Origin of the sequence: Kitasatospora sp. SUK 42, assembly GCF_015776785.2 — a bacterium.
Lineage (GTDB): Bacteria > Actinomycetota > Actinomycetes > Streptomycetales > Streptomycetaceae > Kitasatospora.
On the sequence record NZ_LFMD02000003.1, the window covers coordinates 172,516 to 190,376 of the forward strand.

The 17,861-nt window shown below is 72.4% G+C and carries 18 protein-coding genes and 1 pseudogene; 7 read left to right on the forward strand and 12 right to left on the reverse strand.

Annotation, left to right across the window (positions count from 1 at the left end):
- The 5 genes and pseudogenes from RZ50_RS10355 to RZ50_RS10375 form a co-directional block, all read right to left on the reverse strand.
- A pseudogene (locus tag RZ50_RS10355) lies at nt 1-323 on the reverse strand (electron transfer flavoprotein subunit beta); the annotation flags it as partial.
- A gap of 204 nt (nt 324-527) precedes the next feature.
- On the reverse strand, nt 528-1,373 hold the full coding sequence (locus RZ50_RS10360) for a family 1 encapsulin nanocompartment shell protein (RefSeq protein ID WP_196947759.1): 846 nt from the start codon (nt 1,371-1,373) through the stop codon (nt 528-530).
- Nucleotides 1,374-1,387: 14 nt separating this feature from the next.
- Nucleotides 1,388-2,437, reverse strand: a complete 1,050-nt coding sequence (locus tag RZ50_RS10365; protein ID WP_196947758.1) for a Dyp-type peroxidase — start codon at nt 2,435-2,437, stop codon at nt 1,388-1,390.
- Nucleotides 2,438-2,817: 380 nt separating this feature from the next.
- Complete coding sequence (locus RZ50_RS10370; protein WP_196947757.1) at nt 2,818-3,441, reverse strand: FMN reductase; 624 nt, start codon at nt 3,439-3,441, stop codon at nt 2,818-2,820.
- Complete coding sequence (locus RZ50_RS10375) at nt 3,438-4,553, reverse strand: LLM class flavin-dependent oxidoreductase (RefSeq protein ID WP_196947756.1); 1,116 nt, start codon at nt 4,551-4,553, stop codon at nt 3,438-3,440. Before RZ50_RS10375 ends, RZ50_RS10370 begins: the two co-directional genes overlap by 4 nt.
- A gap of 208 nt (nt 4,554-4,761) precedes the next feature.
- Here RZ50_RS10375 and RZ50_RS10380 point away from each other — a divergent pair, with 208 nt between their 5' ends.
- Nucleotides 4,762-5,523 carry a PP2C family serine/threonine-protein phosphatase gene (locus tag RZ50_RS10380; RefSeq protein WP_196947755.1) on the forward strand — a complete coding sequence of 254 codons (762 nt, stop codon included), beginning with the start codon at nt 4,762-4,764 and terminating at the stop codon, nt 5,521-5,523.
- A gap of 117 nt (nt 5,524-5,640) precedes the next feature.
- Here the strand turns inward: RZ50_RS10380 and RZ50_RS10385 are convergent, their stop codons facing one another.
- Entirely contained in the window at nt 5,641-7,926 is a 2,286-nt protein-coding gene (locus tag RZ50_RS10385) for a M9 family metallopeptidase (RefSeq protein WP_308271578.1), read from the reverse strand.
- A gap of 249 nt (nt 7,927-8,175) precedes the next feature.
- Nucleotides 8,176-8,748, reverse strand: a complete 573-nt coding sequence (locus tag RZ50_RS10390) for a DoxX family protein (RefSeq protein WP_196947754.1) — start codon at nt 8,746-8,748, stop codon at nt 8,176-8,178.
- A 199-nt stretch (nt 8,749-8,947) separates the two neighbouring features.
- Between RZ50_RS10390 and RZ50_RS10395 the strand changes: the two genes are divergently transcribed.
- Both RZ50_RS10395 and RZ50_RS10400 read left to right on the forward strand, forming a co-directional pair.
- Nucleotides 8,948-9,544 carry a TIGR03086 family metal-binding protein gene (locus tag RZ50_RS10395; protein WP_196947753.1) on the forward strand — a complete coding sequence of 199 codons (597 nt, stop codon included), beginning with the start codon at nt 8,948-8,950 and terminating at the stop codon, nt 9,542-9,544.
- An 83-nt stretch (nt 9,545-9,627) separates the two neighbouring features.
- Entirely contained in the window at nt 9,628-10,080 is a 453-nt protein-coding gene (locus tag RZ50_RS10400) for a hemerythrin domain-containing protein (RefSeq protein ID WP_196947752.1), read from the forward strand.
- Nucleotides 10,081-10,179: 99 nt separating this feature from the next.
- Here RZ50_RS10400 and RZ50_RS10405 read toward each other — a convergent pair whose 3' ends face one another.
- Together RZ50_RS10405 and RZ50_RS10410 are read right to left on the reverse strand one after the other, a co-directional pair.
- Nucleotides 10,180-10,968: a VOC family protein gene (locus RZ50_RS10405; protein ID WP_254802443.1), complete on the reverse strand. Its 789-nt coding sequence runs from the start codon at nt 10,966-10,968 to the stop codon at nt 10,180-10,182.
- Between the two features lie 121 nt (nt 10,969-11,089).
- Nucleotides 11,090-11,644, reverse strand: coding sequence for a Uma2 family endonuclease (locus RZ50_RS10410; RefSeq protein WP_254802564.1), 555 nt, complete (start codon nt 11,642-11,644; stop codon nt 11,090-11,092).
- A gap of 245 nt (nt 11,645-11,889) precedes the next feature.
- Here RZ50_RS10410 and RZ50_RS10415 point away from each other — a divergent pair, with 245 nt between their 5' ends.
- The 3 genes from RZ50_RS10415 (at nt 11,890) to RZ50_RS30105 (ending at nt 14,970) form a co-directional block, all read left to right on the forward strand.
- Nucleotides 11,890-12,570 carry a TetR/AcrR family transcriptional regulator gene (locus RZ50_RS10415; RefSeq protein WP_196947750.1) on the forward strand — a complete coding sequence of 227 codons (681 nt, stop codon included), beginning with the start codon at nt 11,890-11,892 and terminating at the stop codon, nt 12,568-12,570.
- A gap of 187 nt (nt 12,571-12,757) precedes the next feature.
- Nucleotides 12,758-14,281 (forward strand): MFS transporter, encoded by a 1,524-nt coding sequence (locus RZ50_RS10420; protein ID WP_196947749.1) that lies wholly within the window; start codon nt 12,758-12,760, stop codon nt 14,279-14,281.
- A 251-nt stretch (nt 14,282-14,532) separates the two neighbouring features.
- Nucleotides 14,533-14,970, forward strand: a complete 438-nt coding sequence (locus RZ50_RS30105; protein ID WP_196947748.1) for a PPOX class F420-dependent oxidoreductase — start codon at nt 14,533-14,535, stop codon at nt 14,968-14,970.
- A 42-nt stretch (nt 14,971-15,012) separates the two neighbouring features.
- Here RZ50_RS30105 and RZ50_RS10430 read toward each other — a convergent pair whose 3' ends face one another.
- The 3 genes from RZ50_RS10430 to RZ50_RS10440 all read right to left on the reverse strand — a co-directional run bounded on the left by RZ50_RS10430 (nt 15,013) and on the right by RZ50_RS10440 (nt 16,789).
- Nucleotides 15,013-15,282, reverse strand: a complete 270-nt coding sequence (locus RZ50_RS10430) for a DUF1876 domain-containing protein (RefSeq protein WP_196947747.1) — start codon at nt 15,280-15,282, stop codon at nt 15,013-15,015.
- Between the two features lie 218 nt (nt 15,283-15,500).
- Entirely contained in the window at nt 15,501-16,235 is a 735-nt protein-coding gene (locus RZ50_RS10435; protein WP_196947746.1) for a zf-HC2 domain-containing protein, read from the reverse strand.
- On the reverse strand, nt 16,232-16,789 hold the full coding sequence (locus RZ50_RS10440) for a sigma-70 family RNA polymerase sigma factor (RefSeq protein WP_196947760.1): 558 nt from the start codon (nt 16,787-16,789) through the stop codon (nt 16,232-16,234). The genes RZ50_RS10435 and RZ50_RS10440 overlap by 4 nt, the downstream gene beginning before the upstream one ends.
- Nucleotides 16,790-17,189: 400 nt before the next feature.
- Between RZ50_RS10440 and RZ50_RS10445 the strand changes: the two genes are divergently transcribed.
- Nucleotides 17,190-17,579: a thioredoxin domain-containing protein gene (locus tag RZ50_RS10445; RefSeq protein ID WP_196947745.1), complete on the forward strand. Its 390-nt coding sequence runs from the start codon at nt 17,190-17,192 to the stop codon at nt 17,577-17,579.
- Nucleotides 17,580-17,861: the final 282 nt, after the last annotated feature.

A 17,861-nucleotide genomic window follows, 5' to 3' on the forward strand; every position in this document is an offset into this window, starting at 1 on the left:
AGCGCCTTCGCCAGCACCGCCGACGTCCCGATCACATCCGAACCGTGGATGTCCTCGTCGTTCACGTGCACGGCCTTGTCCGCACCCATCGACAGCGCCTTGCGCAGCGCGTCCTTCGCATCGTCCGGACCCACCGTCAGCACCGTCACCTCGGCGCCCTCGTTCGCCTCCGCGATCCGCAGCGCCTGCTCGACACCGTACTCGTCCAGCTCCGACAGGAGGCCGTCCACGCCCTCCCGGTCCGTGGTGTGGTCGTCCGCGAAACGACGGTCACCCGTCGCATCCGGCACGTACTTCACACAGACGACGATCCTCAAGCTCATCAGCGGTTCTCCTGTCACGGGTGCACGGATGCACTGGATCCATGGCCTCAGGTCATGCCGAGGGTACTGAGTGCCAAGTCCGGCCCGGTCGCGACCCGCGCGCCGCAAGCGCCACCTGGACCGGCATGCCGTGTCGGCTCTCTTCGACTGGCGTCAGAGGCTCCACCGAGAGAATACGGCACTCAGTACCCCTGGTAAAGGCACTCAGTACCCTTCCAGGTGTCCGGGGGCCCGCGTGCCGTCCGCCGGCGCCGGGCCGTCCAGGGCCACGGCCGCCTCTCCGGTGTGCACGCCGAAGGTCAGGGACTCCTGGAGGTAGAGCTGAACCGTTTCCGCATCGTGGGCGAGGTAGCCGACGGAGACGTCCTGGCCGAGGAAGAGCTCGAAGTCGCCGCCGCGGGTGGAGAGCAGGAAGGCCCCCTCGATGGCGGGGGCCCAGATGATGTCGCCGTCCAGCAGGCGGGCGAGGTGGTTGTGGACGGGGTAGCCGTGGTCGCTGGTCTCGTTGACGGCGGTGAAGGCGGCGGCGCCGAGGAGGAGGGAGTACGGGCCGCCGACGCCGGCCAGGCGCAGCGCGGTGAGGGCGCGGCTGACCGCCTCGGGGTACTCGCGGACGTCCTCGGGGAGCTGGACCGGCGGGTTGCTGGAGGCGGCCCGGATGCCCTCGATGGCGGCGGCGCCGTAGCCCTCGAAGACGGCGCGGTCCTCGGCCAGGGCGAGGGTGCGGGCGGCGTCCTTGACGGGCTGCCAGTCGGAGTCCCGGGAGCCGCGTTCGACGTCGTCGACGGCCGCCCGGCCGACGCTGAAGGGGACCCGCAGCTCGACCACCGGGCGGCTGGCGCGGGCGTGGGCCTGGACGCCGTCGAGGGGCGGCTCGATGCCGGTCAGGTGGCCGGTGCCGACGGCGGCGAGGGTGGCGCCCTCGGGGCCGTTCACGTCGGCCACCCGGCGGCCGGCGATGTGCAGCTTGAAGGTCTGGCGGGCCTCCTCCTCGATCTCCTCCCACGCGGCGGCGGAGATCGGGGCGAGTTCCCGGTGGAGGTTGTTCATGGGCGGGGTCCTGTTCAGGAGGTCTGCTTGAGGCTGCCGATGCCGAGCGAGCCGTCCCCGGGGGCGGGGGCTGGAGCGGGGGCGGTCCCGGCGGTGGTCCCGGCGACGGGGGCGGCCGCGCCGGGGGCGGGCGGCGGGGAGTCGAGGAAGTCGGCCGTCGGGACGAAGAACAGCGAGCCGGTGACGGCGGTGGAGAAGTCGAGCAGCCGGTCGGTGGTGCCCGGCGGGCGGCCGACGAACATGTTGCGCAGCATCTCCTCGGTCACCCCGGGGTCGCTCGCGTAGCCGATGAAGTAGGTGCCGGCCTCGGCGCCGCCGCCCTGGGAGCCGAAGGAGCCGAACGGCATGTTGAAGCGGACGATCTGCCGCTCCTCCCCGTCCGGGCCGGCGATCACGGTGAGCGCGACGTGCGAGTCGGCGGGCTTGACGTCGTCGGCGAGCTCGATGTCGGCGAGCTTGGTGCGGCCGACGGCCCCCTCCTGCTCCTCGACGCTCAGCCCGTTCCACTTGTCCATGTCGTGCAGGTACTTCTGGACGACGACGTAGCTGCCGCCGGCGAACTCCGGGTCCTCCTCCCCCACCACGGCGGCGCGCTCGGCCGCCCGGCCCTCGGGGTTCTCGGTGCCGTCCACGAAACCGAGCAGGTCCCGGTCGTCGAAGTACTTGAAGCCCTGGACGGAGTCGACCACGGTGGCCGCCCCGGCGAGCCGGTCGACGATCCGCCCCGCCAGTTCGAAGCAGAGGTCCATCCGCTCGGCGCGCACGTGCAGCAGCAGGTCCCCGGGGGTGGCCGGGGCCCGGTGGCGGGTGCCGGCCACCTCCCGGAAGGGGTGCAGGCCGGCCGGCCTGGGGCCCGCGAAGAGCCGGTCCCAGGCGTCGGAGCCGATGCCGGTGACACAGGTGAGACCGCCCTCGGGGGCCCGGAAGCCGATGGCCCGGCGCAGTCCGGCGAGGTCGGGCAGCAGTTCGCGGACGGCGTCCTCGCCGCCGGGTTCGACGGTGAGGACCAGGAAGACGGCCGCGCTGGTCAGCGGGGAGAGCACGGCTTGCGGTTCGGCCTGCATGGTGGGGGTCCTCCTCAGGACGCCGGGGTTCAGGACGCCGGGGTTCAGGACACCGGGGTGGCTGCCCACTGGGCGCGGCGGTCGTCGAGGATCCGCCGCGGGTGGTGCCCGACCTTCAGCTTCAGCCGGGCGGGGCGACGATGGCCGCGTTTCGGAGCAGCATGAATCTGATCATGCCAACGATTACATCGCACAGCGGACAATCCGGCACGATCGACACACAGCCGAACGGCCCTCACGGAGGGTCGAACGGCCCCGTCGGAGGAGCCTCCGACGGGGCCGTTCGAGTGGCAGGCCCTCACGGGCGCCTCCTCCGGCACGGGAAAAGGGCGGGTGCGCTTCGTCGCGCACCCGCCCCCGGTCCGGTTCGGACCCCGGCTTCAGACCCGCAGCGCCGCCAGCTGCTCGGCGAACGGGACCACCTGCTCGGGCAGCGAGGGCTCCGCCGGGGTGCGGCCGGCCAGCAGGGCCGCCAGCTCGCCCGCCGCCCGGTCGATGCGGCGCGGCAGCCCGTCGGTGTGGCCGTCGCCCGCCGCGCCCCAGTCGTCGGTGGCCGCGTACACGGCGGTCGGCAGCACCACCGCGCGCAGGTAGCTGAACAGCGGCCGCACGGCGTGCTCCAGGGCGAGCGAGTGCCGGGGCGTGCCGCCGGTGGCGGCGATCAGCACCGGCTTGCCGGTCAGCGCGTCCTGGTCGATCACGTCGAAGAAGGACTTGAACAGGCCGCTGTACGAGGCGGTGAAGATCGGCGTCACCGCGATCAGCGCGTCCGCGTCCGTCACCGCCTCGATCGCCCCGCGCAGCGCGGCGGCCGGGAAGCCGGTGACGAAGTTGTTGGCGATGTCCCCGGCGAGGTCCCGCAGTTCGACCACGGTGACCTCCACCTCCCGACCCTGGAGGGCGAGTTGGCGTACGGTCGACTCGGCGAGCCGGTCCGCCAGCAGGCGCGTCGAGGACGGCTTGCTCAGTCCGGCGCTCACCACCGCCAGCTTGAACACGGTCACTTGGCCACCTCCGCCTTCTCGTTCTTCTTCTCGTCCGCGTCGTTGCGGGCCGCGACCAGCGCGGCGTGGGTCGGCCCGTCCGGCACCTCGGCCGGGCGGCCCTTGGCGAACTCCTCGCGCAGCACCGGCACGACCTCCTCGCCGAGCAGGTCGAGCTGCTCCAGCACCGTCTTGAGCGGCAGGCCGGCGTGGTCCATCAGGAACAGCTGGCGCTGGTAGTCACCGACGGCCTCGCGGAAGCCGAGGGTGCGCTCGATGACCTCCTGCGGGCTGCCGACGGTCAGCGGGGTCTGCTCGGTGAACTCCTCCAGCGAGGGCCCGTGCCCGTACACCGGCGCGTTGTCGAAGTACGGACGGAACTCGCGCACCGCGTCCTGGGAGTTCTTCCGCATGAACACCTGCCCGCCGAGGCCGACGATCGCCTGCTCGGCCGTGCCGTGGCCGTAGTGGGCGTAGCGCTCGCGGTAGAGCGCGACCATCCGCCGGGTGTGCTCCTGGGGCCAGAAGATGTTGTTGTGGAAGAAGCCGTCCCCGTAGTACGCGGCCTGCTCGGCGATCTCCGGGCTGCGGATCGAGCCGTGCCAGACGAACGGCGGCACGTCGTCCAGCGGGCGCGGGGTGGAGGTGAAGGACTGGAGCGGGGTGCGGAAGCGGCCCTGCCAGTCCACGACCTCCTCGCGCCACAGCTGGTGCAGCAGCGCGTAGTTCTCGACCGCGAGCGGGATGCCCTGGCGGATGTCCTTGCCGAACCAGGGGTAGACCGGGCCGGTGTTGCCGCGGCCCATCATGAGGTCCATCCGGCCGTCGGTGAGGTGCTGCAGCATCGCGTAGTCCTCGGCGATCTTCACCGGGTCGTTGGTGGTGATCAGCGTGGTCGAGGTGGAGAGGATGATGCGGTCGGTCTGCGCGGCGATGTAGCCGAGCATGGTCGTCGGCGAGGACGGGACGAACGGCGGGTTGTGGTGCTCGCCGGTCGCGAAGACGTCCAGGCCGACCTCCTCGGCCTTCTTGGCGATCGCGACCATCGCCTTGATCCGCTCGTGCTCGCTCGGGGTGCGGCCGGTGGTCGGGTCGGTCGTCACGTCGCCGACGGAGAAGATTCCGAACTGCATGATGCTCTCCCACGTCTCAGGTAGTCCAACTTTCAACCACCTTAGCACCTGGGTGCGGATCGTTATTCCCCCCGACAATGGAAGGCGGGACACCGACACCGGGAGGACGGCTCCGACGGCAGGAGGACGGCTCCGGCGACGGGAGGACGGCTCCGGCGAACAGCAGAACAGCAGAACGGCAGAACGGCTCCGGAAGGGCGGCGAACCGATGGCGCCGTACATCTCGGTGAGCGCACTGAGCCACGAGGGCCTGGTGCGGGAGCACAACGAGGACAGCCTCGCGGTCGGGCCGTGGACGCTCTGCGCCACCGTGACCACCAACCCGCAGACCCTGCTCTTCCCGCTCGGCCCGCCCTGCGTGGTCGCGGTGGCCGACGGACTGGGCGGCCACCCCGGCGGCGAGGTGGCCAGCGCCCTGGTGGCCCGCCGGCTCGCCGCCACCGGGGGCGGGCTGGACGGCGAGGAGGCCGTCCGGGAGGAGCTCCAGGACTGCAACCGGGCGGTGTACGCGGCCGCCGCCGACCACCCGGAGCTGGCCGCGATGGGCACCACGGTCGCCGGGCTGGTGCTGCTGCCCGAGCAGGTGGTGGCCTTCAACGTCGGCGACAGCCGGGTCTACCGGATCACCGGTGACGGGCTGCACCGGGTGAGCGTGGACGACAGCCCGCCGCTGCCGCCCGGCCGGCGCACCACCTCGGTGGTCACCCAGACCCTGGGCGGCTCGCTCGGGCTCACCTACGTCGAGCCGCACGTGCGCGCCGCGCCGCTGGTCGTCGGCGACCGCTACCTGGTGTGCAGCGACGGCCTGACCGACCCGGTGCCCGAGGAGGATCTGGCCGAACTCATCGCCCGGTCGCACCGGGCGGACGAGCGGGCCGACGGCCGGGCCGCCTTCGAGCTGTGGAAGGCGGCGATCGAGGAGGGCGGGCCGGACAACATCACCCTGGCGCTGGTGCGGATCGGCGAGTGAGGCGGCGGGGGCGGACGGCGGGGACGGACGGGCGGGACAGGCGACGGCCGCCGAGCGGCGGCAGGAGCGCGGGACCGCCCCGGCGGGGTTGCCGGGGCGGCCGCTCACGGGTTCGGGTCAGAACTGGCTGGTGACGGTCACCCCGCTGAAGCCCTGCTGGGCGTAGAGGCTGAAGTAGACGTAACCGGCCGGCGGGTTGGTGACGGTCAGCGTCTCGGAGTTGTCCGGGCCCGCCGAGCGCGCCGCGTAGGCGTTGGTGTACGCCCAGCCGCCGGGGTTGTAGTAGAGGTCGCCGTTGCCCGTCCCGCCGCTGGTGGTGATCTTCACCTGCTGGGTGCCGGCCGGCACCAGGAGGTAGAAGTGCGCGTAGTTGCCGGTGGTGGCGGCGACGTTGCTGCGGGCGCAGCCGGCGCCCAGCTGGCGGGTGTCGGCGGCGGTGCACTCGGGCACCTGCGGCACGGTCGGGGTGGTGGCGCAGGCGCCGTTCGCGCAGGCGGTCAGCCAGCTGTCGAAGTCGGCGTCGTAGCGGGTGCCGATGGTGGTCTTGAGCAGGGTGCGGGCGCCGGCCCAGTCCCCCACCCGGTACTTGGCGAGCACGGCGTCCACGTCGGCGCGGTGCTGCTCCACCATGTAGCGGACGGCGAGGTAGCCCCAGCGGTAGACCCGGTCCTGGTCGCCGTAGGCGGTGTCGAAGAGGTCGCTCAGCCTGTAGGTGTGCTTGGCGGCCGCCGCGACGGCGCCGTCGTTGGTGACCTTGCGGTACGAGTAGGAGACGTACTCGGCGAAGCCCTCGACCCACCAGACGGTCGGGGTGGTCATGCCGGCGTTGAAGTCGCCGTACATGTCGAAGCGGCCGTCGAGGTAGTGGGTGTACTCGTGGTTGAGGTTCCAGATCTGGAAGGCCGGGCGGACCCACTCGGCCTCGTAGCAGAGGAAGCGCGGCTGGTTGCCGGCGGCCGCCGGGTCGCCTTCCAGGTACATCCCGCCGTTGTTGGTGTCGATGCCGTAGATGGCGGCGGCCAGCACCTGGTAGTCGAAGGAGGAGTGGAAGACCACGACCTCGATCGTGGTGTTGTTGTCGTCCTTGACCGGCCCGTTGTCGCGGACCACCGAGTGGAAGTAGGCGTCCTGGCCGGTCAGGCTGGTGCAGGCGGTGTTGAGCTGGGTGCCGTCCAGAGCCTGGGCGATCAGCTTGATGCTCGGGCTACAGGTGTAGTTCACCGTCAGCACGCCCGACTTGAGCTGGTCGGCGGCGTTGCAGGTGCCGTAGTACGAGCAGTTGGCGGCGTCGTAGTAGCCGACCGCCTCGGCGGCCGCGGCCCACTGGTAGACGGTGCGGCCGCTCGGCGCGGACTGCGCGACCAGCGCCTTGGTGAGCGGGCGGACCTTCGGCTGGAGCGCGGTGTACTTCAGGAAGCGGGCCAGCTCCTTGGTCGCGTTGTACTCCAGCACGCCGTAGTCGCCGCCGAGTTGGTCCTCGTTGCGGGTCACGAAGGCGGACAGCGAGTCCAGCACGCTCGGGTCCGCCTGGACGGCCGCGACGAAGTCGGGCAGCTGGTGGCCGCGGAACAGCACGGTGAAGACCGGGTTCACCGCGTTGGCCATGCCGGCCGGGTTCCAGGTGGCGCTGGAGTAGTCGTTCAGCAGCCGCTTGACCACCCACAGGTAGCGGGTGTTCTCCTGGGCGCTGTCGATCAGGGTGACGGCCTCGCCCAGGATGGCGGCGTTGGCCTGGCTGACGTCGTTCCAGTGCGCGCCGGCGAAGAAGGCGTCCAGCGCGGCGCGGATCGCGGTCTGCAGGGTGGTTCCGTAACTGCCGACGGCGCCGGAGTTGTACCACTGCACGTAGTACCCGGCGCGCAGGTAGAGCACCAACTGCCCGACGGCGGTGCTGTCGTCGCCCGGGTAGCCGCCCGAGGCGTCGCGCAGCGCGTACGCCACGGTGGTCATCTGCTCCTCGCGGAACGCGCCGTTGGCGTCGGTGCCGGTGAGCTGGAACAGCTGGTTGATGCACTGCGTGTCGACGGACTTGATCTGCTGGACCAGCGCGCTGCCGGTCCGGCCGGTGAAGTCGGCGACGTTGCAGGCCTGTTGGGCGGCCCGGGCGAGCGGCTTCGCGGGCGTCCGGGCCTCGGCGGGGCGGGTGTCCAGCGGGAGCGGGGAGCGCCGGTCCGCGGAGGCCAACCTCCCCTGGTCGTCGCCGCGTTCGGGCGCCCCGGCGGCCGGCTGCGGGGCCGGGAGGGCGGGGGTGGTGCGGGCGGGCGCCGCGCCGCCGCGTGCGGAGTCGGGGGCGGGGGCGGCGTGGCCGCTCGGGGCGAACAGGCCGATCGCCAGGACGAGGGTCAGGGCGAGCGTCAGCAGTCGTGCCAACTGCGGTAGCCGCAGCGGACGTACGGGACTCACGTGGGGGCCTCCGGGCCGTCGTCGGCCGCGATGGGGGCGCGGCCGGTGGGGGGTGACGAGGACCGTTGACAGCGGTGCACGGGTGGCGCCGCCGCGGACACGGTGGGGAGTGTGACATGTACAATGGCACACCTCACATGACCCTGGGAAGCCTCCGGGCTGTGCGCGGTTTGCGCGGGAAACGCGTGGAGGCCGTGGTGACTGATCGTCACCACGGCCTCCACGCAGGCGAGTTGTCCCGCCGAGCGGCTACTTGCGGAGCAGCAGGATCACCCCGGCCGTCGCCAGGCCGACCAGCACCGCGGCCACGCCGTACGCCAGGCGGTGCGCCCGCAGCACCGGCAGGAAGCGGTCCACCGCGTAGCGGCCCGGGCCGGTCAGCGCGAGGGCGGCGGCACCGGCGGTCAGCAGCAGCTCGTACTCGTTGCCCTTCGGGGCGAAGAACCCGCCGCCCCACGTGACGGCGAGCGCGTTGATCATCGTGCCGACGAGCGCGGCGCCCGCGAGCGGGGTCAACAGGCCGACGGCCAGGGCGAGTCCACCCAGGGTCTCGGTGAGGCCGGCGACCACGGCCATGGCGTTGCCCGCCGGGTAGCCGCTCATGGTGAAGAACTGACCGGTGCCGTCGATCCCGCCGCCGCCGAACCAGCCGAACAGCTTCTGGCTGCCGTGCGCGGCCATGGTCAGGCCGAGGGCCAGGCGCAGGAGCAGGAGTCCGACGTCATAGGCGTGCGGGGAGGTGGACGCGGGCCCGGAGCCCTCCAGGGCGGTGCGGGTGGCGGGGTTGGTGGCGGCGGTCGTGCTCGGGCTGCTGCTCGGCATGCGCGTCTCCATCGATCGGGGTCGGTCGTCGCAGGACAAAGGGGGGTGTGGTGACGGGGCCTGGCGCCATCCGGCGCCATTGTTCAAATTTGAACCGGCCGCTCTTCGACCGTACCTCGGAGTTCGAATTTGAACAACTAACGGACCGTAAGATCGCGAGTGACTAGCGCCACCGTCCCGGGGCGGGCAGGGTGGAGCCATGACTCAACGCAGGCAGTACCAGCGGTCCGCGCAGCCCGGCACGCCCTTCTCCGAGGCGGTGGCCGCCTTCGGCGAGAGGATCCGGCTGATCACGCCCGACCAGTGGGACACCCCCACCCCGTGCACCGACTGGTCGGTCCGCGACCTGGTCAACCACCTCGTCAACGAACTGCTCTGGGTGCCCGAGCTGCTGATGGGCGCCACCATCGCCGAGGTCGGCGACCGCTTCGACGGCGACCTGCTCGGCGACGACCCGGTCGCCACCTGGACGAAGGCCGCCGAGGCCGCCGTCCAGGCCTGGGCCGTCCCCGGCGCCACCGAGCTGACCGTCCACCTCTCCTACGGGGACGCCTCCGGGCAGTACTACCTGGACCAGCTCACCACCGACCTGGTGATCCACAGCTGGGACCTCGCGGAGGGCATCGGGCGGCACACCCGGCTCCCGGAGGAGCTGGTGGACTTCGCGCTCGGCCAGTTCACCGGCTACGGGGACCTCTCCGGCAGCGGGCTGTTCGACAAGCCGGTGACGGTGGACGCGGACGCCGGCCCGCAGGCCCGGCTGCTCGCCCTCGCCGGACGGCGGGACGACGGCTGAGCCGGGGGTTCCAGGGCGCGGCGCCGGATACTGGAGGGTACGGGGGCGGATCACCCTGATCCCGTACGAGAGGCGGGCGCGACATGAGCCGCAGGCCGGACATCCTCGGCGAGTTCACCGCCGACCACAGGGCGGTCACCGAGCTGCTCGACCGGATCGAGGCGGCGCCGAGCGGCGCCGCCGAACGCGGCGAGCTGGTGACCCGGCTGACCGACCTGCTGTTCACCCACTGCGCCGCCGAGGAGGAGCACCTCTTCCCGGCCATCCAGCACGACGTGCCGGACGGCGGCGGGCTGGTGTTCGGCAGCATCCACGACCACCTGGCGATCGGGCAGTACCTCGCCGACCTCCAGGGGCTCGGCCCGGCCGACCCGGCCTTCGACACCCTGCTGCGCGGCCTGGCCGACACCGTGCGACGGCACCTGGCCAGGGAGGAGGAGGCGCTGTTCCCGGCCGCCCGCAAGGCACTCCCCGCGGCGGAGCGTGCGGCGCTGGGCGAGCGGGTGCGGGCGGAGCGTGCGGAACTCGACGGGTGAGGGCGCTCGGCGTGCGGCCGGTTCGCGGTGATCGGCCCTTGGGGCGGATCAGCTCTTGGGGCGGGTCGGCTCTTGAGGTCGATCAGTCCTTGGGGCCGATCAGTCCTTCGGGCTGATCACCGCGAACCGGGCGCCGTCGCCGTCCCGCAGCCGGGCCACCCGGCCGTACGGGGAGTCGAAGGCCGGCCCGATCGCCGAACCGCCCAGCTCCACGGCCCGGGCCAGCGCCCGGTCGGTGTCCGGGACGGCGAAGGAGACCTCCCAGTGCGGCGGCATGCCCGCCGGGCCGCCCGCCTGCTCCTTGGCCAGCGCCGCGACGCTGTGCCCCTCCGCCCGCAGCACCACCCGGTCGTGCTCCCAGCGGACCTCGAAGTGCTCGGGGTCGCGGCCGTCCCAGCGGAACACCTCGCCGTAGAACAGCGCGGCCGCGAACGGGTCCGGGGTGCGCAGCTCGATCCAGACCGGCGCGCCCGGCAGGTCCAGCCTCCGGGCCCGGCCCAGCGGGCCCTCCCAGACGCCGAAGACCGCCCCGGCCGGGTCCGCCGCGAAGGCCACCCGCCCGGCGTCGAAGGCCAGCGGGCCGACCGCGAGGGTCCCGCCGCGCTCGCGCACCGCGTCGGCCGCGGCGTCGGCGCTCTCCGTCCCGAAGTAGCTGGTCCAGGCGGGCGGCACCGCCCCCAAGCCCGCGACCCCCAGCCCGGCCACCGCCTCCCCGCCGGTCACCGCGTGCACGTACGGACCGAAGCGGTCCGGACCCGGCTCGAACTCCCAGCCGAGCAGCGGCCCGTAGAACCCCTTGGCGTCTTCCAGGTCCCGGGCCATCAGGCTCACCCAGCACGGAACGGCCGCCACGCAGCGCGCACTGGCGGTCATCTCACCGCTGCCCATCGCGAGCCTCCTCGCCCACCCGGCCGCCGGGCCCCTCCCGACTCCCACGGCCCACCGGCCGCCCGGGACGCCCTCAGCCTAGGCCGGAGGAGGTACCACCCCGGCGGAGGCATGGCCGGGGTCAGCGCACCCAGTTCTTGAGCGGCTCCGTGTCGAGCGAGATACCGACCGGGTCGGGGAGGTGAACGGTCTTGCCGAAGGGGAGGATCTGGACGGTCTCGTAGCGGACGCCGTCGGGCTGGCTGTGGACGATGACCTCGGCGGAGTCCCGGTCGATCAGCAGGTAGACCGGGATGCCGGTCTCGGCGTAGGCGCGGGGTTTCTCGATGCGGTCGCGGCGGTCGGTATCGGAGTCGTAGGAGGTGACCTCCGCGACCATCAGCACCTCGCCAGCAGGCGCCCAATCCCCGTAGCCGACGAAGGCGTCAGCATCCGCGAGCGTGCCGTCCGGCCGGGCATGCCCGCCTCGGTACCCCTGAAGCCTCAGTCCTTGATCATGCAGATAGAGCTCCGGCCGGGCCTGAATGCAGATTCGGTTGAGCCACTGGACGATGCGGCCATGGTCCCCGTCCGGCACGGGCTTGATCCCCAACTTCCCGTTGATGAACTCCAGCCGGATGCCCTCGACGGTCCGACCCATGTGACGGGCGAACTCCTCGAACTGCTCAGGCAGCATCTGCGGGCGCTCGGAGATCGCAGTCACGGGCCCTCCTCCTTCGCCTAGGCACCCCCCGGAGCAACGAGCACACCGGCAAGTGGTTACGGGGCGTTTGGCTTCGACGATAGCTGACCCCGCCCACCCACGAGCGATAGTGACGCAGGTCACATTAAGGGCGGAAATTCCGGGGACGGATTCCCCGTTTGCGAGTAGGTTGGCAGAAGCGGGGAGAATTTCCCCGGTAAACTGGAGGAGCAGTCGTCGTGACCACCGTCGCCGTCGAGTCGGCCCGGACCGGAGGGTGTGTGCGTGCGCCGAAGTTGCGCGCGGATGCGAGCCGGAACCGGGAGCGGATCGTGCTGGCGGCCCGGGACGCGTTCGTCGAGCACGGTGCGGATGTGCCGCTGGACGAGATCGCGAAGCGGGCGGGGGTCGGCAATGCCACGCTGTACCGGAACTTCCCGGACCGGGTGGCGCTGATCCGCGAGGTGGCGCTGCTCGCCAAGAACCGTATCCTGGCCCTCGCCGAGGCGGCGACGGTCGAGGCGGACGCGGTCGACGGCAACGGTCCGTTCGAGGCTCTGCAGCGGTTCGCGCACGCGGCCGTCGAAGAGAAGGTCGGCGGGCTCAGCGCGGTCTTCACCAGTGCCGTCCACCCCGACGACCCGGAGTTGACCGAGATCCGAGTGCGCCTGCAGGCCGCCGTGAGCGGACTGATGGAGCGCGCCCGGACGGCGGGCGAACTGCGGCCCGACGTCGACCACGGCGACCTGTTCATCGCGATCAGCCAGATGACCCGGCCGCTGCCGGGCACCTCCTGCCGGCTGATCAAGGACTTCGGCCACCGGCACCTGCAGCTGTTCCTGGACGGCCTGCGCACGCCGGCCCGTTCGGTGCTGCCCGGCCGGGCGGCGACCTTCGAGGACTTCTGCTCCCGGGACTGACCGACCACCTGGACCCACCACCACAGATCCGACCCACCAGCCTCCATCCACCGCGCCGCTGACCGGCACCGCCGCCGGACGCCCGCGCGCGCCCCTGCACCCGTACGGAACCCGTACGGCAACCTGCCGTTCCCGTGCGGAAGTTGACCGTTTCTCGCGCACCACGCACCGCGAAGTGAGTACCCCCATGCCTGAAACCGACGCCCGACCGGCGACCCTGCCCGATCCCCGGCGCTGGAAGGCGCTGATCTTCATCGGCCTCGCCCAGCTGATGGTCGTCCTCGACGCCACCATCGTGAACATCGCCCTGCCGTCCGCGCAGACGGACCTGGGCATCTCCGACGGCAACCGCCAGTGGGTGATCACCGCCTACGCCCTGGCCTTCGGTGGCCTGCTGCTGTTCGGCGGCCGGATCGCGGACCTGTGGGGCCGCAAGCGCGCCTTCATCGTCGGCCTGACCGGCTTCGCGCTCGCCTCCGCGCTCGGCGGCGCCGCGGCCAACACCGCGATGCTGCTCGGCGCCCGCGCACTGCAGGGCGTGTTCGGCGCGCTGCTCGCGCCGGCCGCGCTGTCGCTGCTGGCGGTGACCTTCACCGAGGCCAGGGAGCGCGCCAAGGCCTTCGGCATCTACGGCGCGATCGCGGGTGGCGGTGGCGCCATCGGCCTGATCCTCGGCGGCCTGCTGACCGAGTACATGAACTGGCGCTGGACCTTCTTCGTCAACATCCCGTTCGCCATCGTGGCCGCCGTCGGCGCCGTCATGGTGATCCGCGAGCCCGCCGAGGGCCGCAACCGCAGCCGGCTGGACGTCCCCGGCGTCCTGCTGGTGACCACCGGCCTGGTCTCGCTGGTGTACGCCTTCACCCGCGCCGAGTCCAGCGGCTGGACGGCCGGCAGCACCCTGGGCCTGTTCGCCGCGGCCGTCGTGCTGCTGACCGCGTTCGTGCTGGTCGAGCGGAAGGTCAAGGCCCCGCTGCTGCCGCTGCGCGTGGTGCTGGACCGCAACCGCGGCGGGGTGTACCTGTCGCTGGGCATGGCCGTGATCGGCATGTTCGGTCTGTTCCTGTTCCTGACCTACTACATGCAGATCGTGCTCGGCTACAGCCCGGTTCTGACCGGCGTGGCCTTCCTGCCGATGGTGGCGGGCATGATCACCGGCTCGACCCAGATCGGCGCCCGGCTGATGACCCGCGTCCCGGCGCGCTACCTGATGGCGCCCGGCTTCCTGGTCGCCTCGGTCGGCATGTTCCTGCTGTCCCACATCGGCCTGGACACCTCGTACCCCGCGCTGATCCTGCCCGGCCTGGTCCTGATGGGCCTCGGCATGGGTACCGCGTTCATGCCGGCCATGAGCCTCGCCACGCACGGCGTCCAGCCGCGCGACGCGGGCGTCGCCTCCGCGATGGTCAACACCTCGCAGCAGGTCGGCGGCGCCATCGGCACCGCGCTGCTGAACACCATCGCCGCCAGCGCCACCACCAGCTGGCTGACCTCGCACGCCACCGCCGTCACCTCCCCGGCGGCGGCCAAGGCCATGCAGTTCCAGGGCATGGTGCACGGCTTCACCACCGCGATCTGGGTCTCCTTCGGAATCCTGGTGGCGGCCGCCGTGGTCGCCTTCACCTTCATCAACGCCGGTCGGCCCGGCTCGGGCGCGGGTGCGGGTTCGGGTTCGGCGGAGAGCAACGAGGTGCCGGTGCTGGTGCACTGATCCCTCTCGGGGTACCGCCCCTCGGGGCGACTCGGGTGCGTACGCGGCCCGTCCGGTCTCCTCCACGGAGCACCGGGCGGGCCGCTCGCCTTCCCCCGGCCGGACCGCTCCGGCCCACCCCACACGAGCGGCCCCGTCCCCTCGAAGTGCCGGCCGCCCGGGGCGAGAATGGAGGGGCCCGCGGGGCGGGTGTGCTCACCCGGACCCGCGTGAGGCACCGACCCGTCCCCCGCACCGGAAGGGAGGACACCGTGCACGACCGAACCGACCGGCTCGCCGACGGCAGGTACCTCCTGCTGACCACCTTCGGCGACGACGGCAGCCGGCAGGACTCCCAGCTCTGGGTGGTGGCCGACGGTCCTGCGCTCGGCGTGTGGACCCTCGCCCACTCCGGCGAGGCCGAACGGATTCGGCGCCACCCGCAGGTGCTGATCTGCTCCTGCGACGCCCACGGGCACCCGACCGGCCGCCGGCTCCCGGCCCGCGCACGGCTCTGCGACGCCGAGGCGACCGCGCGCTACCGCATCTCGCTGATCAACAAGTACGGCCTGACGGCGCTGATCGTGCTGGCCCGCAGCCGCTTCAAGGTGGGGCTGGCCGGGACGGTCGGGATCCGGATCACGCCGAACGAGCTGGAGCGGCTGGTCGGGCCGGAGTGGCTGCCGCCGGCCTCGTACTGCGCCAACTGACGTACCGCGAACTGACGTACCGCGCCGACTGACGGCGGGTGGTCACGTCAGCGGGTGGGTCGGGACCGGGCTGACCTCCTGGATCTCCCCGTGGGCCTTGGTGAGCAGCTGCGAGGCGAGGTCGTTGAGCGCTCGGGCTCCCGCGATCTCCTCGCCGACCCTCAGCTGCTCGGGGTCGGAGGGGTGGCGGCTGCTGTAGCCGTGGGCCCGCAGTTCGCTCCCGTCGCCCAGCCGGAGCAGGGCGGCCGCGGTCGTCCGCGGGCCGTCCTCTCGGAACTCCATCTCGATGTGCCAACCGACCAGAGTCTGCATGGCGGATCACCTCCATCGGTTACCCCTCCAGAGTGCGCCGCACCCAGCGTGAACACCAGGCCAGCCGGAGCCGGCCGCCGTCGGACCGGTACGCCCCGGTGACGCGGAGTCGGCGGTACGGGCCTTCGGCGGGCGCCGCGAAATGCGCTGGTCGGGCGGTACGGGCCTTCGGTGTCATCACCGGGTGACACCGACGCGGGCTGCCCCGCGGTTGCGAGTCAGCTGCGGTGCACGGGGACGGAGACCAGCAGGGCGTCGGTGTTCTGGACCCTGACCTCGAAGTGGTCGATGTCGCGCGGCCACAGGGCCGTGCCGCCGGTGGTGCGCAGGACGTCACCGGCGTCGTGGCCGCCGTAGCCGGCCACCGGGACGCTCCAGGTGGTGGCCGTCTGCTGCTCTCCGGTGTGCGAGACGACGACCAGTCGGCAGGTCAACGGGCCGTGCACGCCGGAGAGTTGGAGGCTGAGCTGGCTCCCCCAGGGTTCGCCGTCGACGCCCACGGTGGCCTTGGCGCCGGTGGTCGGGTCAGTGCCGCTGAACTGCTCGGCGACGGCGACCACGGCGGGCGTGGACTCGGCGGAGAGCACCGCGGCCGTGACGGCCGGGCCCGCGGCGACCATCGCGGTGGCGGCCAGGGCCAGCACCAGTCGCCGCACCCGGCCCCGCCGCCGGGTGGCCGTGACCTCGGCGACCAGCTGGTCCAGGACCCGCCGGTCCGGTTGCGGGGCGGGCTCGGCCGGATCCCGGCCGGCGGCCCTCGCGGCGTCCGCGTACTCGGCCAGCAGCGGCTCGACGAAGCCGAGTTCGGCCACCTGCTCGGCGCACCGCGGGCAGTCGGCGAGGTGCCGCTCGTAGGCGGCCCGTTCGGCGGGCTCCAGCAGGCCGAGGACGTACGCGCCGGCGTCGAGGTGCCCGGAACCGACGGGGCGGGCTGGGTCGGGGTGGGCGGTCATGATGTCACTCCCCGTTCCTCCAGCGCGAGCCTGAGCGAGCGCAGCGCGTAGAACACCCGCGACCGTACCGTCCCGGCCGGGATGCCGAGTGCGGTGGCCGCCTCGTTGGCGGTGCGGCCCTTCAGGTAGGTCTCGACGATGACCTCGCGGTGCGCGGGCGAGAGGTCGCCGAGCGCGTCCGCGACGGTCATCATCCGCAGGGTCCGGTCGAGTTCGTCCTCGGCGGGCACCAGCTCCAGCGCCGCCGCGTCCACCTCGCGCGGCCGGGCGAGGGCGCTGCGGTGGTCGTCGATCACGATCCGCCGGGCGACGGTGACCAGCCAGGGCCGCAGCGAGCCCGCCGCCGGGTCGAGCCGGTCGAGGTTGCGCCAGGCCCGGAGCAGCGTCTCCTGGACGACGTCCTCGGCGCGCTGCCGGTCGCCGGCGACCAGGTGGAGCACGAAGCCGAGGAGCGGACCGGCGTGCTCGCGGTAGAGGGCGCGCATCAGCTCCTCGTCCGCGGCCCCCGTGCCGTGCGCGGCGGGGCCGCCGGCGGGGTGCTTCCCGGTCACCATCTCATCGTTGCGCACCCGGGCCTCCTGGTCGAGGGCGGTGGCCAGGGGCCCGGCGCCGCCGGGTGCCGGGCACGCGCCCGGGCGGCCGGGTGGCGGCGCGGCTACCGTGGCCGTAGGCCCCGGAGGGGTGGTTCCCGTCCCGGCCGTGGCGGCGGAGCGTGGATCCGTCGCCGTCGGTGACGGTCGACCGGCGGGTGCGGGGTGTGGTGCGCATGGGAACGGGTCGCCTCCCGCGTCGGTGCGCGGACCGGACACCCTTCTGTACGGTCGACGGTGGCAGCCTGCTCAACGCGGGAAGGACGAGGAGGGCGGGAAGAGCCGGGGAATACCCCACCGGGCATAGCCGTTCTGGCAGGCACATGGCCTGTACCGCCACCTTCGGAAGGGAAGGATTCGCGAGATGAGCAACACGGTCGAGCTGACCAAGGAGAACTTCGACGAGATCGTCCCGGGCCCGGAGGGCAAGGACTTCGTCTTCATCGACTTCTGGGCCGGGTGGTGCGGGCCGTGCCGCCAGTTCGCCCCGGTGTACGAGAAGGCCGCCGAGCGCCACCCGGACCTCGTCTTCGCCAAGGTGGACACCGAGGCGCAGCAGGAGCTGGCCTCCGCGTTCGGCATCCAGTCGATCCCCACGCTGGCGATCATCCGTGAGGGCGTCCTCGTGTTCTCGCAGCCCGGTGCGCTCCCGGAGCACGTGTTCGAGGACCTGATCGGCCAGGCCCGCGGCCTGGACATGACCGAGGTGAAGCGCAAGGTGGCGGAGGAGCAGGCGGCCAACGGGCAGGCCTGACCCGTACGGGCGTCGAAGGCCCGGGGAGCGGTTCTTGGGTTCTAGGAGTCGTTGCAACACCCCAGTTCAGGGGATGTATTGGACTTCGAGATCCGCGAGGACCGGACGGCTCAGGGGCCTGTGAAGCTGAGCCGGGAGCGGGAGGCATACTCCCGGCTCATGCAGCAGGGCTACACCAACGCCGAGGCGTGCCGGGTCCTCGGTATCAACGACCGGACCGGTAGGCGTTGGCTCTACGGGCGCAATTCGTCCGGCAGGAACAAGGCGGCGCCACCGCTGACA

Excerpts from the sequence above, each read along its gene's own strand:
- RZ50_RS10360 (WP_196947759.1), bottom strand. The coding sequence starts at position 1,373 with ATGAACAACCTCCACCGGGAACTCGCCCCGATCTCCGCCGCCGCGTGG.
- RZ50_RS10365 (WP_196947758.1), bottom strand. The coding sequence starts at position 2,437 with ATGCAGGCCGAACCGCAAGCCGTGCTCTCCCCGCTGACCAGCGCGGCC.
- RZ50_RS10375 (WP_196947756.1), bottom strand. The coding sequence starts at position 4,553 with ATGCAGTTCGGAATCTTCTCCGTCGGCGACGTGACGACCGACCCGACC.
- RZ50_RS10380 (WP_196947755.1), top strand. The coding sequence starts at position 4,762 with ATGGCGCCGTACATCTCGGTGAGCGCACTGAGCCACGAGGGCCTGGTG.
- RZ50_RS10390 (WP_196947754.1), bottom strand. The coding sequence starts at position 8,748 with ATGCCGAGCAGCAGCCCGAGCACGACCGCCGCCACCAACCCCGCCACC.
- RZ50_RS10395 (WP_196947753.1), top strand. The coding sequence starts at position 8,948 with ATGACTCAACGCAGGCAGTACCAGCGGTCCGCGCAGCCCGGCACGCCC.
- RZ50_RS10400 (WP_196947752.1), top strand. The coding sequence starts at position 9,628 with ATGAGCCGCAGGCCGGACATCCTCGGCGAGTTCACCGCCGACCACAGG.
- RZ50_RS10405 (WP_254802443.1), bottom strand. The coding sequence starts at position 10,968 with ATGGGCAGCGGTGAGATGACCGCCAGTGCGCGCTGCGTGGCGGCCGTT.
- RZ50_RS10410 (WP_254802564.1), bottom strand. The coding sequence starts at position 11,644 with ATGCTGCCTGAGCAGTTCGAGGAGTTCGCCCGTCACATGGGTCGGACC.
- RZ50_RS10420 (WP_196947749.1), top strand. The coding sequence starts at position 12,758 with ATGCCTGAAACCGACGCCCGACCGGCGACCCTGCCCGATCCCCGGCGC.
- RZ50_RS10430 (WP_196947747.1), bottom strand. The coding sequence starts at position 15,282 with ATGCAGACTCTGGTCGGTTGGCACATCGAGATGGAGTTCCGAGAGGAC.
- RZ50_RS10435 (WP_196947746.1), bottom strand. The coding sequence starts at position 16,235 with ATGACCGCCCACCCCGACCCAGCCCGCCCCGTCGGTTCCGGGCACCTC.
- RZ50_RS10440 (WP_196947760.1), bottom strand. The coding sequence starts at position 16,789 with ATGGTGACCGGGAAGCACCCCGCCGGCGGCCCCGCCGCGCACGGCACG.
- RZ50_RS10445 (WP_196947745.1), top strand. The coding sequence starts at position 17,190 with ATGAGCAACACGGTCGAGCTGACCAAGGAGAACTTCGACGAGATCGTC.